At 31.9% G+C, this 13,308-nt stretch carries 20 protein-coding genes; 12 read left to right on the plus strand and 8 right to left on the minus strand.

The window, feature by feature from the left end:
- The first annotated feature begins 35 nt into the window (after positions 1 to 35).
- The 7 genes from NPIRD3C_RS05285 to NPIRD3C_RS05315 all read left to right on the plus strand — a co-directional run bounded on the left by NPIRD3C_RS05285 (position 36) and on the right by NPIRD3C_RS05315 (position 4,330).
- A complete protein-coding gene (locus NPIRD3C_RS05285) occupies positions 36 to 245 on the plus strand; it encodes a hypothetical protein (protein WP_148703164.1) in 210 nt (69 codons plus the stop codon).
- A 67-nt stretch (positions 246 to 312) separates the two neighbouring features.
- Complete coding sequence (locus tag NPIRD3C_RS05290; protein WP_148703165.1) at positions 313 to 585, plus strand: hypothetical protein; 273 nt, start codon at positions 313 to 315, stop codon at positions 583 to 585.
- Positions 586 to 587: 2 nt separating this feature from the next.
- Complete coding sequence (locus NPIRD3C_RS05295; RefSeq protein WP_148703166.1) at positions 588 to 1,103, plus strand: mechanosensitive ion channel domain-containing protein; 516 nt, start codon at positions 588 to 590, stop codon at positions 1,101 to 1,103.
- Between the two features lie 55 nt (positions 1,104 to 1,158).
- The gene (locus tag NPIRD3C_RS05300) at positions 1,159 to 1,350 is read left to right on the plus strand and encodes a hypothetical protein (protein WP_148703167.1); all 192 of its coding nucleotides are present in this window, start codon (positions 1,159 to 1,161) and stop codon (positions 1,348 to 1,350) included.
- Between the two features lie 88 nt (positions 1,351 to 1,438).
- Positions 1,439 to 2,233, plus strand: coding sequence for a helix-turn-helix transcriptional regulator (locus tag NPIRD3C_RS05305; protein ID WP_148703168.1), 795 nt, complete (start codon positions 1,439 to 1,441; stop codon positions 2,231 to 2,233).
- 132 nt (positions 2,234 to 2,365) lie between these two features.
- Positions 2,366 to 2,983, plus strand: coding sequence for a cupredoxin domain-containing protein (locus tag NPIRD3C_RS05310; protein ID WP_160272876.1), 618 nt, complete (start codon positions 2,366 to 2,368; stop codon positions 2,981 to 2,983).
- A 126-nt stretch (positions 2,984 to 3,109) separates the two neighbouring features.
- Positions 3,110 to 4,330: a cation:proton antiporter gene (locus NPIRD3C_RS05315; protein ID WP_148703170.1), complete on the plus strand. Its 1,221-nt coding sequence runs from the start codon at positions 3,110 to 3,112 to the stop codon at positions 4,328 to 4,330.
- A 26-nt stretch (positions 4,331 to 4,356) separates the two neighbouring features.
- On the opposite strand, the gene NPIRD3C_RS05320 is transcribed toward NPIRD3C_RS05315, so the two are convergent.
- Positions 4,357 to 5,673, minus strand: a complete 1,317-nt coding sequence (locus NPIRD3C_RS05320; RefSeq protein ID WP_148703171.1) for a sodium-dependent transporter — start codon at positions 5,671 to 5,673, stop codon at positions 4,357 to 4,359.
- A gap of 207 nt (positions 5,674 to 5,880) precedes the next feature.
- On the opposite strand from NPIRD3C_RS05320, the gene NPIRD3C_RS05325 reads away from it, so the two are divergent.
- On the plus strand, positions 5,881 to 6,144 hold the full coding sequence (locus NPIRD3C_RS05325) for a CDGSH iron-sulfur domain-containing protein (RefSeq protein ID WP_148703172.1): 264 nt from the start codon (positions 5,881 to 5,883) through the stop codon (positions 6,142 to 6,144).
- An 11-nt stretch (positions 6,145 to 6,155) separates the two neighbouring features.
- Here NPIRD3C_RS05325 and NPIRD3C_RS05330 read toward each other — a convergent pair whose 3' ends face one another.
- The 3 genes from NPIRD3C_RS05330 to NPIRD3C_RS10620 form a co-directional block, all read right to left on the minus strand.
- The gene (locus NPIRD3C_RS05330; protein WP_148703173.1) at positions 6,156 to 6,971 is read right to left on the minus strand and encodes a ParB/RepB/Spo0J family partition protein; all 816 of its coding nucleotides are present in this window, start codon (positions 6,969 to 6,971) and stop codon (positions 6,156 to 6,158) included.
- Positions 6,972 to 7,347: 376 nt separating this feature from the next.
- On the minus strand, positions 7,348 to 7,539 hold the full coding sequence (locus tag NPIRD3C_RS05335) for a hypothetical protein (protein ID WP_148703174.1): 192 nt from the start codon (positions 7,537 to 7,539) through the stop codon (positions 7,348 to 7,350).
- 74 nt (positions 7,540 to 7,613) lie between these two features.
- Entirely contained in the window at positions 7,614 to 7,769 is a 156-nt protein-coding gene (locus tag NPIRD3C_RS10620) for a hypothetical protein (protein ID WP_182126887.1), read from the minus strand.
- A gap of 174 nt (positions 7,770 to 7,943) precedes the next feature.
- Here NPIRD3C_RS10620 and NPIRD3C_RS05340 point away from each other — a divergent pair, with 174 nt between their 5' ends.
- Positions 7,944 to 8,273, plus strand: a complete 330-nt coding sequence (locus tag NPIRD3C_RS05340; protein ID WP_148703175.1) for a hypothetical protein — start codon at positions 7,944 to 7,946, stop codon at positions 8,271 to 8,273.
- A gap of 327 nt (positions 8,274 to 8,600) precedes the next feature.
- Positions 8,601 to 8,897, plus strand: a complete 297-nt coding sequence (locus NPIRD3C_RS05345) for a hypothetical protein (RefSeq protein WP_148703176.1) — start codon at positions 8,601 to 8,603, stop codon at positions 8,895 to 8,897.
- A gap of 12 nt (positions 8,898 to 8,909) precedes the next feature.
- Here NPIRD3C_RS05345 and NPIRD3C_RS05350 read toward each other — a convergent pair whose 3' ends face one another.
- Positions 8,910 to 9,350 (minus strand): universal stress protein, encoded by a 441-nt coding sequence (locus tag NPIRD3C_RS05350; protein WP_148703177.1) that lies wholly within the window; start codon positions 9,348 to 9,350, stop codon positions 8,910 to 8,912.
- A gap of 241 nt (positions 9,351 to 9,591) precedes the next feature.
- Between NPIRD3C_RS05350 and NPIRD3C_RS05355 the strand changes: the two genes are divergently transcribed.
- The gene (locus NPIRD3C_RS05355) at positions 9,592 to 11,283 is read left to right on the plus strand and encodes an acetolactate synthase large subunit (protein WP_148703178.1); all 1,692 of its coding nucleotides are present in this window, start codon (positions 9,592 to 9,594) and stop codon (positions 11,281 to 11,283) included.
- 12 nt (positions 11,284 to 11,295) lie between these two features.
- Here the strand turns inward: NPIRD3C_RS05355 and NPIRD3C_RS05360 are convergent, their stop codons facing one another.
- From NPIRD3C_RS05360 to NPIRD3C_RS05370, 3 genes are all read right to left on the minus strand, one after another.
- Complete coding sequence (locus NPIRD3C_RS05360; RefSeq protein ID WP_148703179.1) at positions 11,296 to 12,192, minus strand: CARDB domain-containing protein; 897 nt, start codon at positions 12,190 to 12,192, stop codon at positions 11,296 to 11,298.
- Positions 12,193 to 12,253: 61 nt separating this feature from the next.
- Positions 12,254 to 12,607: a hypothetical protein gene (locus NPIRD3C_RS05365; protein WP_148703180.1), complete on the minus strand. Its 354-nt coding sequence runs from the start codon at positions 12,605 to 12,607 to the stop codon at positions 12,254 to 12,256.
- Between the two features lie 73 nt (positions 12,608 to 12,680).
- Complete coding sequence (locus NPIRD3C_RS05370) at positions 12,681 to 12,863, minus strand: hypothetical protein (RefSeq protein ID WP_148703181.1); 183 nt, start codon at positions 12,861 to 12,863, stop codon at positions 12,681 to 12,683.
- A gap of 291 nt (positions 12,864 to 13,154) precedes the next feature.
- Here NPIRD3C_RS05370 and NPIRD3C_RS10625 point away from each other — a divergent pair, with 291 nt between their 5' ends.
- Positions 13,155 to 13,304 (plus strand): hypothetical protein, encoded by a 150-nt coding sequence (locus tag NPIRD3C_RS10625; RefSeq protein ID WP_182126891.1) that lies wholly within the window; start codon positions 13,155 to 13,157, stop codon positions 13,302 to 13,304.
- The last annotated feature ends 4 nt before the right edge of the window (positions 13,305 to 13,308 follow it).

Genomic DNA, 13,308 nt, shown 5'->3' on the forward strand with positions numbered 1-13,308 from the left:
TTTTTAATTATAATCTTCAAAGCTTAGGAGTTTTTATGTATTTTCGTATTCTAGAACAATTACAAATGAATCTGTATGACAAAAAAGTAATAAAATGTTCAAACTGCAAAAAAACAGTTGGGGAAATAGATATGGATGTCCAAATAGTAGATGTACTGTGCAAAAAATGTAAAAAAAAGATAGCCCAAAATGAGACTTCATACAATTATCTTGATAAACGAATGATTGAGACAATTATGCCATAAGCTCAAAAAATGATTTTAAACATACTAGCTTATGAATTACTATATCACTTAACTTTGGAATAAGACTATGGAAAAATTGCTTCATTCTGAGAAGTCCAGTCTTTTACATGAAAAAAATGTCAAAAAACAAAAACTTTTTGATACATGTAAGTTGGGAGGGCGATGGAAACGCACAGATAGTTTTACACCTCATCATTATGTTGCATTAGGTGATGGCGCATCATTGAACTTGAGCATGATTGGTGCCAACTATACTGAATTATTTAGATTCAAAAAGAATTCAGAAATTATAATCAAAGATAGTATTGCAGAATTTTATGAAGAGGATTTGATTCGGTAGATTTGTCTGAAATACTTTTTGCTGGATTATCTCTAGTCATAACTGGTATCTTGTATTTTTTTACAAGACAAATAATCAATCAAAAATTACAGGACCTTCAAGGCTCAGATAAGCTGTTGGGGTTAATTCTTATTTTTATTACCTTGGGTGAGATACTTTATCTAGGTATACACTTTGGATTATTTGATATTGCATTAGAATTGATTACCTCAATTGGTGCCGTAGCTGTAGTTATTGGAATAGCATTACAAAATCAATTAAAAAATACTGTTTCAGGTATTAGCATATTTTTGAATAGTCAAATCAATGTAGGTGATACAATAGAATTTGATTATGTTAAATGTAAAATTACAAGATTACATTTAACAAAAATTACTGCGATATCTGATGAGGGTATACGAGTTATCATACCTAATCATAAACTTAGCGAAGAGATGATCCAAATATATCCAAAAAAACTTAACACAATTCAAGCAAAAAATAAAAAATTTGAGAATTTTAATAAAATAAATAGCTGAAATTATTATTTGAAGCTTATAATTTGTTATAACTAAATATGCTGTAGTTGTTTTAATGAGAAAACTTTTAGATCCTCATCATGATTACCTCAAAACTGAAGAAAATGTTAAAAAATATCTTAATTCGTTGTCTGATTCACAATTAAAACTATATTTTGAAGCAATAGAATTTACCCCATTTCCATTAATGCTTATTCAAGAATATTCAAAACGTTTTTCTAAAAATCGTCAAAAAACACGTAAATGAAAATCACGTTGAAAAATAATTTTTCAAAATATTTTGAAATGTATTATAAAATATATTTAATAAGGATACACAAACTACTCCTGTAATTATGGATAAATATGAAGTTGTATCTGCAAATTTTTTAGAATTAGCAAGTGAACAACGACTAAAGATTCTTTCACATCTTAGCACCCATCCCTTACGAGTATCAGTTTTAGCTAAAAAAATTAATGTTACCTCTCAAGAAATCCATAGAAATCTTGAGCGATTATCAAATTCAGGATTTGTAAAGAAAGGTGTTGATGAGCATTTTCATATTACCACAATTGGACAGCTGATGTTGAGTCAAATGCCATTGATGTTTTTTATAACAAAGAATCAAAAGTATTTTGCCAGTCATGATGTGGGCGTATTGCCAATCAAATTTAGTCGAAGACTTGGGGTGCTTGAAAATTGTGAACACATCAAAGGTGTTACAAATGTTTTAAACAAGTGGAAAAGCATTTACAAAAATTCTAAAGAATTTGTTTATGATATTACCAATGAAATGCCTCTTGGCATGGATGAAATTCTGTTAAAAAGAATAAAAAATGGTGTAAAATACCGACATATAGTCAGTAAAGATCTAGATGAGCCTGAAGACAGGACTTCGAATTTACAGAAATTGGGATATTATGATTTTATCCAGAAAGGAAAAATTGAGAGAAAGGAGCTTTCTAAAACTAAAACTGTTTTAATTTTAAATGAAAATGAAGCTGGAATTGTTTTCCCTACTTCTGATGGGGAACCTGATCTACGACACATGTTTTATGGCGATGGAACTATGTTCCTAGATTGGTGTATTGATTATTTTGATTTTTATTGGAAAAAATCTAAAAAAATAAGCAAATTCCCAAAACGATAAACTATATTTTGTAATCTGTTCTCAAATGTGATAATTGAAGCTTATTTTCATAATTCGTGTTTACCTAGTATGATATACAATCGATTCAAAAAGTAAGTAATGAAAAACCAAAACGACAAATTTGGAATTATTATGTCCGTTGCTATAACTGCAGTACTTCTTGGTGTTGTGGGAAGTGTAAGTGCCACAAATGATGGCTCTATTCAACCACAAGGTCAGGCTATTATTGATAGAACCACCAATGAGATACAAGACATTCCAAATTCCATGCAAGATGTCACATCTAATGCTTTAAAAAATACTGAAGATATTATTTCTGAAATTCCAGATGTCGCTGAAGAGATAATTGAAGAATCTAATTCAGTATCTGAATTTGTAGATAATACCGGAGATATTATTGAAGATACTATGCCTGAAGTTCCTGTAGTTGTCAAACAAACTGAAGGAAAACTATTGGAAATGGTTAGTATTCCTCAAGATACAGGCGTTCCTGGTTGTGAAGAGTCAGACACATGCTACTTACCTATACATGCGACAATGAATTCTGGAGGAGAAGTAATATGGACTAATCATGACTCTATTCCACACACTGTAACATCTGGAAATCCTAGTGAAGGTCCCGATGGAATATTTGATAGTGGATTAATCATGCCTGGAAAAACATATTCAGTTCAACTGGATCTTGCATTTGAGTATGACTACTTTTGTATAGTGCATCCTTGGATGCAAGGTACAATCACAATCCAATGATTTTTTCATTTTTTGGGTACATTCAAGATTTTGTTTTAACTTGTGGTAATGTCAAACATATTTGATATTGTTTGGTACAAATTAAAAATTAGATAGAGATTTGTATGGATGGAAATTACTTAACCCATGTCTGAGGAATTTGTATTTAATATTCTTGTGTTGTTAGTGTCTGCAATTATTCTTGGAGAAGTTTTTAAACGAATTAAATTACCTGCAATGGTTGGCCATCTTTTAGCGGGAGTTATAATTGGACCGACATTGCTTGGAATTGTTCATATCGATGACTCTTTTCTAGTGTTCATTGATCTTGCAGTATTTTTCTTGATGTTTTTAGCTGGTTTGGAATTGCATCCAGAAGAAATCAAAAAGGCAGGAAAACGTGGTATTGTTTTATCTCTACTTGCTTTTAGCATTCCATTTTTGGCAACATATGGTTTGATGGATGCATTAGGACAACCAATGATTACATCAATGTTTGTTTCGCTGACTCTGGCAATTACTGCAGTACCCGTAAGTGCAGTAGTATTGATGGAATTTAAGCTATTGAAAAGTAAACTTGGTACCACTGTGATGACTGCAGGCATCATCAATGATATTTTATCCCTAGTTATCTTGGCAATAATTCTACAAATGGCAGTTAATGGAACTGACAGTGCTAGTCCTGAAGAATCTTTGGATATGATGAAAGTTGCACTATCTACTGCAAAAATAGCTGCATTTGTAGGTGGCATATTTTTGGTTGATTATTTGCTAAATAGATTTAGCCGCCAGGTTCCTAGAAAACTGATTCCTATTTTCTCAAAATTAAAGACAAGAGAATCTGGCTTTGCAATATTGCTGATTGTGACATTTGGTATTTCCCTTTTAGCTGAAATGGCAGGACTTCATTTTATTATTGGAACATTTTTTGCAGGTTTGATAATATATAGAAAAATCATTGGCAAAGAACATTTTGAAACCATTAATGATGTATATAGTAAAATTACATTTGGATTTTTCTCGCCAATATTTTTTGCATTCATAGGAACAGAATTACATGCTCAGTCTTTGTCCGGCTCAATTCCATTATTTTTGATGCTGTTGGCAGTAGCTATTGCTGGAAAGGTAGGCGGAGGATTTCTTGGAGCAAAAATTGTTGGCTTTTCAACACAAAAAAGCAAAGTCATTGGTTATCTTATGAATAGTAGAGGAATGGTTGAACTTGTTATCGCAGTTATTGGGTTAGAGGCAGGCATTATCGATGAGACAATGTTTTCAATAATAGTTGCTGTTGGATTTATTACTACAATTCTTGCACCCATAATGTCTAGAGTTTCTATAAAACACTCAAAGGAAAGTTTTTCATAGAAATTAAAATTTAATGATTAGAAACCTTAAAAATTTTCAGATAAAATTGATGATACAACTGTAAGTATTATTAACATTGGTGCAACAAATTTTAACACATGAATAGTCCAATCTGGAAAATTATATCTTGAATTTTTGTTTAAATTTTCTAAAATTCTTTTCTTTTTCATAAACCACGCTACTGAAATTACAAACACCAATTCTGCAATTGTAATGCCATATGTTCCAAAGATCTTATCTAAAAGATCTAGAAATTTTTCTTCTTGAAATTCAAGTGATATTGGTGAATAACTCAAGGCAGATGGAATTCCAAACATCAGTACCAATACCAACACAAAAAATGCAGCTTTTCTCCTTGATGTTCTAAATGATTCTTGAACTGATGCCATTGGAACTTGGAACAAACCTATTGCTGATGTAATTCCTGCAACAAACAGTAGTGAAAAAAATATTGCGCCAATTTGCATTCCGTAATCAATATTTGAAAAAATTTCTGGTAGAATATTAAATACTAATGGTAATCCTTGTGAAGGACTTTGGGCGTTTGAAAATACTAGAGAAAATATTATAATTCCTGCCAAAATGGACACTCCTGTATTTGTTACAATTATGGTTGATGTGGGTTTAAGTAAGAACTGCCTTTTGCCCAAATAGCTGCCATATGTCAGCATTGCTCCTGAACCTAATGACAGTGAAAAGAAAGCCTGCCCTAAGGCTGTAGTCCAGATCTCAGGATTGACCAAAGATGAAAAATCTGGCCTCAAAAAATACGTAATGCCTTCCATTGCATTTGGAAGTGTTATTGCATAAATTGTAAAAGGAATTAGTATGGCAATCAAAAAAACTACTGCAATTTTATTAAATTTCTCGATTCCGTGAATTACACCTTTATTGACAATGGACACTACGATTAATGTCACTACTACAAAAGAGATTAATGAAAAATATGTCTGGGCTAAATCTTCAAAACCAAGTACGTTTGAAACCAAAAAACTTGATAGATAAAATCCAATCCAACCAATGATTACCAAATAATAGCTTAGTATTACAAGCGAAACTGAAGCAATTAGAACACCAAACCACTTTAACTTTGTTCTAATTCTTTTAAGACTATTAACAATTGATGATTGAAAATATTTTCCAACTGAAAATTCCAACATCATGAGAATTACACCTAGCCCTACAACTACTATCAAAAAAGGAACAAGAAATGCTCCTCCCCCATTTTCTCCCACGATGTAAGGAAATCTCCATATGTTTGCCACTCCTACTGCTGATCCAATACATGCTAAAATGAAACCACTAGTTGATTTCCATTCTTCTCGTTTTACTTCTGATTCCAACTATATTTTTTTTTCAAAAAAACAAAAAAATACAATTAAGCTATTGTTGTTAAATTAAGCTTGAGATTTTACATGTTAGATGTATATCTTAATGGGTATTCTAAAAAATATACTTGAAAATAAATCATAAAACACATTGACATTTGTTGAAATAATATTTTCTAAACTACATGTAATGTTTAAGAGAAGTCATTTACAATATAGTTTATGGCAAATGTTACAATCAAAGCAGAGGAAAACGGTCCTCTACTAGTAGTGGTAGATAAAAAAACAACTGTTACCTTGTGTAGATGTGGCGGATCTCAAACCCAGCCTAGTTGTGACGGTGCACATGAAAAAATTGGGTTTAAAGCAGAAGGATCTGAAATTGAAATTCACAAACATCCTGAATCTAAAATGAAACCAAAATCTCTACGACATGGTGAAGGAAAATCTTTTTCAAAAATGAAAGAAGAAGTGGGATTGAAATAATTTTGACCTAATCATCTATTTCTTCTACGTTTTAGATAATCTGAAATTATTTTTCCTGCAAATTCGTCAGGTGAAAGTTCTTTTTTATTTGATTGTGATGCAAGCTTTTTTGCGTTTGTCTTTGATAGTTTAATTGATAATTTTTGTTTGATTCGCATAGTTCTTGCACGCTTTAGCAATTTTTGATGAGATGATTTTGGTGATTGGGATAATGCTTGGATGTATCTTCTTCGTAAACTTGGATCTAGTTTTGAAATTTGCCCTGCAATTTTTTCAGCTTTTTTTATGTTTGGGGTTATCTGGTAAAGTTTTGTCATTTCGTCTCGTGAAACTAATTGTGGAACAAGTGCCTTTAATTTGTCTGGAACTCCTGCAAATCCCAAGTATTTGTTAAGTGTGGGAATTGACATGCCCATTGATTTTGCAGCAGCTGATTTTCCTACATGTTCAGCTAAAAATTTACAAGAATCTGCAATCTCTTTGTGATTCATATCCTTTCTATGGATATTTTCAACTACTGATGCTGCTTTTGCATTCTCAAGATCATACGATGTTTGTTTTGTGAGAACGTGAACTGGAATTTTCTTTGCACCTAACCTCTTCATTGCAGCAAGTCTTCTTTGCCCTGACATTAGCAAGAATGTGTTTTTACTTTCTTTTTGAACTAGAGGTGGATTCAACAATCCCTCATTTTTAATGGATTTTGCTAACTCTGCAATGTTTTCTCTATCGAGTTTTCGTGCCTGAGCCTCTTTCCATACTCTGATCTGCTTTATTGGAATCTCTCTTAACCTGTATGAAATTGTAGGTTTGTATCTTCGCACCACTACCTCAAAAACATCGTCTTTAATGTAACTCTTGGTCTATTGAAAATAATTAAAACTCTAATTCTTTCAACCAATTTTTCATTAAAAAAATATAAATTAATTTCCTGAAACTAATTCCCAAATAAACTCAAAAAACTCTCTTATCATGCCACCTTATTCTTTGAAAATATAGTTAACTGTCAATCTAAAAAACCCTTGACTTGAATATAATAACTTTCAACCAGAAATTTCAAATTTTCTATAGTTTAAGATACCTTTCCATGAAAGGTTTATGTTCAAAATGTCATTCTTCCGGAATTTCACTAGTGATTGACAAAGAAACTTCTCAAGCAATTTGTGAAGTGTGCAAAACAGTATTCTTGATCTAGTCTTATGACTAGGATAATTTTGAAGAGAGCTCTTGGATCGCTTTTTGCTTTGTAGTTAATTCTTTAATTTTTTCTTGGAGTTTGGAATCCTCAGAATTTTTTGATTTGATATATTCATACTCTTCTAAAAGTTGCTTGTACTCTTTTTGTAGATTCTCATAATCTTCCAACTTTTCTTTGCTGTGCTCTATCTGAGTCAATGAATTTTTGTAAATTTCTTATTTGAAATAGGTTCTTGACAAAAAAATTTGTTTTGAGATAAATTTTTTTAAAATTACTCTATGCCTGCACCTCCTGTGGGTTTTTTGTTAAATTCTTGTAATTTTCTAGAACATGCAAGCATCTCTTCTCGCGTGTGCCTGTTTTTTTCACGCTTGCACATAGGACAAATCTCTTCAGATGATGATGGTTTTGGTGGTTTACTCATCATAACATGCTATTATACAATTATCCCTTATAGTATTTTTGATGATGTGGTTTTTTTGGAATTTGTTTTTTATGATCGCTTTTAAAAAATAGATCAAAATTATGGTTGTATTTGTTGAGTTTTCATTAAAAATTTCTGATAATGTTATTAATTACTGGCAATTTTATTTTTGAGTTAATGGCAGCAAAAAAACGTTCTATCGCTAGAAAGGTAAAACGAGGAGTAAAAAAACCAGTTCGCAAAGCCAAAAAGACTGCAAGAAGAGTTGCTACAAAAGTAAAGAAAAGAACTACAAAAGCCAAGAAAACTGTTAGAAAAGCAAAGAGTGCTGTTAGTAAGGCAAAAAGAAGAGCACAACAAGTAGCAAACAAAAGAAAAAGAGAACTTCAAAAATCAAACAACAAAGTCAAAAGCATGAAAAAGGCATTGAGAACTGCTGAAAAATCTGCACGCAAAAAGAAGGCAGATTATCAAAAAGCTCTAAAGAGAGCTTCACAAACCAAATAACTTTTTTATTTTTTTATTTTGATTTTAGATTATATTGTAAAATATGTGAGAATTATTACTTTTCGGACTTTTTGTAGCACTCTTCACATAATACAGGTTCATTTGCCCTAAAAATTAATTTGGAATCTTTTTCTTTTGCTCCACATTTGAAACATTCATCAACTCTTACCATAAATTTTTGTACATCTTTTCTTTAATAAGTTTGAATGTTTTAGAATCAAAACTAATCGGTATTTGTAAAAAATATTAAAACTTTAGAATTAATGAAACTACAAAATAATTAACCACATTAGAATTGGTTTAATACTATTTCAACTAAATTCAATTATGTCTATTCGTAAACCTGTGATTAGAAAACCAAAGGTTCCAAAAATCAAAAAACCCCTAATTTCAAAGCGCAAAGGTGTTGTTAAAAAAAAGCCCACTCTTTCTATGGGTAGAATTACTGCAAAAACCCAGAAACCTTCCAATTTAGGAAAAAAAAGTACTACTAGGACCTTGGGTACGTGTTATCGAGAAGAAAACTGTAAAGGGGTTTTGTATAGGAAGATAACCAAAACTCAGTGTAGACGTGAGGGTGGAAAAAGTTGGAGAAAAATTGGTGGCCCATGTGAGAAATTATAATTTTATAAAATTCTAAGGGATATACAAAAATGGACATGGAGCCTTCTTAAAGACTGCATCAACTGTACTGTTGTAATACAATCTTTCAGCATGAGTTCCTATCTTTGATTTACTCATTACAATAAGATCCACATTTTGATCCTTTGCAAATTCTATAATTGATTTTGATTCAAGATCACTTTTTATAATTTTAGAACTGGCTTGTATTCCTAATTTGTCGGCTTCTTTTTTTAGACGTTCATGATATTTCTTATTTTTTTCCTTTTCTTGCTCCATCTCTTTTCTATCGGATTTTGTTTTAAAAAATCCAAATGTTGCTTTGTCATGTATACATGTTAAGAATATGATTTTAGAGCAGTCTTTGTCAATTAATGGAAATATCTTTTTTACAGCTTTTTCACTGCTAGGTGTGGCATCATATGGAATTAAAATTTTTTTAATTTTTATTGTCATATGATATGTATGCTGTTAATTCTATTTAATGATTGGAATTCTGTATGATGTATTCAACACCGATTAATTAGATGCCTGAATGTTTTTTAACACTGACAATAAAATTAATGTGTGATTCCTGATTTTACAAAATTATTCAAATATTTTCATAGTATTTCTGATGATTCTTCTATCCAAAATTACTTTGATGTAAATCTTCCTAGTTGTCTTAAAATGTTGAGATTCAAAAATATGATTTGACATGAAGGCCTCTGATCTATTAGTTAAGTGTCTGGAATCTGAGGGAGTTGAATACATCTTTGGAATTCCTGGTGAAGAGAATGCTGATTTGATGATGTCCCTCTCCAAATCAAAAATTAAATTCATTCTAACTAGGCATGAACAAGGTGCTGCATTTATGGCAGATGTATATGGTAGATTGACGGGCAGAGTTGGTGTTTGCCTTGCTACACTTGGACCTGGTGCCACTAATCTTGTGACAGGTGTTGCAAATGCGAATATGGATAGATCCAGATTACTAGCAATTACGGGCCAAACTGACTCTCATCTTTTGCATAAAGAATCTCATCAAAATCTCAATGTTGTAAAAATGTTTGAACCTATTACAAAATGGAGCTGGTCTATACGAAACGCAAAAAATATTCCAGAAATTGTACGAAGAGCCTTTAAGATTGCACTTACTGAAAAACCTGGGGCAACTCACATTGAACTTCCACAAGATATTGCAAAGCGAAAGTCAGATATCCCTCCAATTGGATTTCAGAATATTTTTAGACCAAAGGCAAACCATGACCAAATAAAAAAAGCAGCAACAATGATCTTGAATGCGAAAAAACCTCTTTTGTTTGTAGGAAATGGATGTGCTAGAGAAGATGAAAGTGCACAAATTAGAAAATTTGTAGAGCAAACAAAAATTTTTTCAATTAACACATTCATGGGAAAAGGAGTTATTCCTGATGATTGTGAGACCCATCTTCAGACAATTGGAATTAAAGATGCAGATCATGCTTTGAAAGCAGTGTTAGAGGCTGATGTAATCATTTCAGTAGGATATGATTTGGTTGAATACTCTCCAAAGATGTGGAACTCTGATCTAAACAAGCAAATTATTCATATTGATTTTACTCCCTCTGAGGTTTATACATTTTATCGACCTGATGTTGAAATTGATTCTGATATTGGCTCTGCCATGGATTCTATTTTAGAAGAAATTGAAAAATTGCAATTAGAAAACCCTTCACTTGCATCTTTCCCACGCAAAAACGGTCCTGAAATTTTCAAAAAGATCCGTGCAGAAGTAATTGAGAGAATTAACACTTTCAATGATGATGATTCATATCCAATCAAACCAGAAAAATTGATTTTTAGTGTACGTGAATCTTTTGACCCTGATGATGTTGTGATTTCTGATGTTGGAACTCACAAATTGTGGATTGCAAAAATTTATCAAACATTTGAACCAAATACTTGCATCATTCCTAATGGCTTTGCATCTATGGGATTTGCACTACCTGGCGCTATATCTGCAAAGTTAGTTTTTCCAAAAAAATCAATTGTTGCAATGACTGGAGATGGTGGATTTTTAATGAATGTACAAGAAATAGAGACTGCAGTACGACTGAAACTACCAATAATTGTTATTGTTTGGGTAGATAATGATTACAATTTGATCTCTATTAAACAAAAACATGAATTTGGTAAAAGTGTCTTTACTGAATTTGGCAACCCAAATTTTGTTCAGATAGCAGAAAGTTTTGGGGCCAAAGGATTTCAAGTAAAATCTACTCAGGATTTCTCAAAAGTTTTGAAAGAAGCAAAATTAATTACAGATAAACCAATAATAATTGCAGTCGATGTTGACTATTCTAGAAATGAGGTTTTACTTGATGATTCATTTCCACCTTATGTAAAATCACTTAATGATAAAAAATGATTTTTTAATTATCTAATTCGTCAAAAAGCCTCTTTCTAACAATTTGGATATTGTAGTAGAACTTGCACATATTGGGGAACCGGTTGTTTTCTTTTTTGCCAACTCTAATCCTTTTTCACAGGTTATCATATCAAAAGAAACACCATATCTTTCTTGGATTGCTGGAGGTGCTATGCCATCATATATGAAAAATTCTCTGTAATCGATATTGTTTTGCATGATTGTTTCTAGAGTGTAATCAGAACTATCTGATGTGAATATGAATGTGTATTTTCCGGGTTCTTTTGGAGTCCATGTGTATGTTGCATAATCACTTTGTTTAGGACCTACTGACAATTTTTCAAATCCTTGAAATGCAAGCTCCGGTCCTTTGTAAATTGATAAACCAAAATTTGTTTCAGGAGGATTGCCTTCTCCAATATTTGCTACCTTGTTTGTAATGTATAGTGGTTGTTTTGTTGTAGGTGCTGTGTTTTTTCCTTCAATGTTTGAAAATAATATTGATTCTAATGTCCAATCAAAATCAGGTTGTGTGTGACCTGTTTTGACAATAACTGTTCCAATAATGTGTGGATATTCTGGATCATGATATTGATATATTCCATTTAGTCTGAAAGTAAATGACCCCTGTTCACCTGGTGGTATGTGACCAGTATCAAAATTTCCTGCTACTCTTTCATCGTCTTCAGATTGAATGGTAACTATTTGATGTGAAAATATGTCTTTGTTAATCCAAGTTATGCTATCTTCTACTATGATGGTAATTGTGTGAGGTTCTAAACATTTGTTTCCTAACTGACATTCTTTTTGATATGCACCTGATACAATGTCTACCTCATAATTTTCTGCAAAGGCTGGAGATATTACAAACATCACTAGCAATGATGAAAGAATTAGGATGCTCTTCATTATCTATAGATCTATTTTGAAACTACTTAAATGGTTTCTAGTTTTCATTTAGCAATAACGATTATTCTTTTAGTTGCTTTGTTGCATACTCAATTATTTTCGCGTACTCTGCATTGGGTTCTGTGCTTATCAACAACAACTCGCTTCCACTAATTGGAATAGTAATCAGTGTTACTTTGTCATATTCTATTGTAGCTGATTTTTCATTTCCAATTCTATATGAAAGATTTGTAGCCTTTGACCATCTATCCAAAGTATAATGAATTGACATCTGTATCTCGTCGTCTTTTAGCATTTTGTCTTCTGAATCTCTATTAATGCTTGCAACAATTTCGCTTTTTGTATTTGTGATACCGCAAAACCTTATTTTTGAATCAAAATCAATTATATTTTGACACAGATTTTCGTAATTCATTTGATTTCTTTGTTTAATATGGTATTAAAATCTGATGTTATAAAATGAAGATTCTTTTTTTGCCCCAAATCCATTATGCTACCTCTGAAAATATTGGTCTATAATTCATATCTGCTAATCTACATTTCATGTGAATTTGCTCATCAGTCTCTACCTTGCATTTTTCACAACCAAACTTTATTGGATTTGTACAAACAGAACATTTTTGCTTTATAGTCTGTACCTTCCCACATTTTCTACAACAATCTACTCTCATTTTACATTCCTCCTATAATATCAGCGAAAAAACTACTACTGAAACCACTGCTAGTACAATGAATCCATAGTAAGTTTTTTTGTGGCGTGGTATAGATTGTGATTTTTGCTTATTTTGAAACATGATAATCCCCCTTTGATACAGCAAGAACCCTGTGAAAAGAATCACAGGTTTGTACTTGTCTAGGGTAGCATTGTTCTTGCATAGTATGGATACGTTGTCTTTGATCATATACCTTGGTCAGCTAATTAGCTTACGATACTCTATCTTCAACTAGTACAAATCACAATTATGAAAACACAGCAAATCTCAAACTGGGATAAAATGGTTCATGCTCCATTTAGAAAGATCGTAAAATTCGATCTTATCTGCATGGGTATTGGTGCAGTAATGGGTATGGGTGCAGGAGCCTATCTTGTTGCTAGCGGAATCTTAGGCTAGCAAC

Origin of the sequence: Nitrosopumilus piranensis (genome assembly GCF_000875775.1) — an archaeon.
In the GTDB taxonomy this organism is placed as follows: Archaea; Thermoproteota; Nitrososphaeria; order Nitrososphaerales; family Nitrosopumilaceae; genus Nitrosopumilus; species Nitrosopumilus piranensis.

Coding starts and splice junctions, on each gene's coding strand:
- NPIRD3C_RS05285 (WP_148703164.1), top strand. CDS start 36: ATGTATTTTCGTATTCTAGAACAATTACAAATGAATCTGTATGACAAA.
- NPIRD3C_RS05290 (WP_148703165.1), top strand. CDS start 313: ATGGAAAAATTGCTTCATTCTGAGAAGTCCAGTCTTTTACATGAAAAA.
- NPIRD3C_RS05300 (WP_148703167.1), top strand. CDS start 1,159: ATGAGAAAACTTTTAGATCCTCATCATGATTACCTCAAAACTGAAGAA.
- NPIRD3C_RS05305 (WP_148703168.1), top strand. CDS start 1,439: ATGGATAAATATGAAGTTGTATCTGCAAATTTTTTAGAATTAGCAAGT.
- NPIRD3C_RS05310 (WP_160272876.1), top strand. CDS start 2,366: ATGTCCGTTGCTATAACTGCAGTACTTCTTGGTGTTGTGGGAAGTGTA.
- NPIRD3C_RS05315 (WP_148703170.1), top strand. CDS start 3,110: ATGTCTGAGGAATTTGTATTTAATATTCTTGTGTTGTTAGTGTCTGCA.
- NPIRD3C_RS05325 (WP_148703172.1), top strand. CDS start 5,881: ATGGCAAATGTTACAATCAAAGCAGAGGAAAACGGTCCTCTACTAGTA.
- NPIRD3C_RS10620 (WP_182126887.1), bottom strand. CDS start 7,769: ATGATGAGTAAACCACCAAAACCATCATCATCTGAAGAGATTTGTCCT.
- NPIRD3C_RS05340 (WP_148703175.1), top strand. CDS start 7,944: ATGGCAGCAAAAAAACGTTCTATCGCTAGAAAGGTAAAACGAGGAGTA.
- NPIRD3C_RS05345 (WP_148703176.1), top strand. CDS start 8,601: ATGTCTATTCGTAAACCTGTGATTAGAAAACCAAAGGTTCCAAAAATC.
- NPIRD3C_RS05350 (WP_148703177.1), bottom strand. CDS start 9,350: ATGACAATAAAAATTAAAAAAATTTTAATTCCATATGATGCCACACCT.
- NPIRD3C_RS05355 (WP_148703178.1), top strand. CDS start 9,592: ATGAAGGCCTCTGATCTATTAGTTAAGTGTCTGGAATCTGAGGGAGTT.
- NPIRD3C_RS05360 (WP_148703179.1), bottom strand. CDS start 12,192: ATGAAGAGCATCCTAATTCTTTCATCATTGCTAGTGATGTTTGTAATA.
- NPIRD3C_RS05365 (WP_148703180.1), bottom strand. CDS start 12,607: ATGAATTACGAAAATCTGTGTCAAAATATAATTGATTTTGATTCAAAA.
- NPIRD3C_RS05370 (WP_148703181.1), bottom strand. CDS start 12,863: ATGAGAGTAGATTGTTGTAGAAAATGTGGGAAGGTACAGACTATAAAG.
- NPIRD3C_RS10625 (WP_182126891.1), top strand. CDS start 13,155: ATGAAAACACAGCAAATCTCAAACTGGGATAAAATGGTTCATGCTCCA.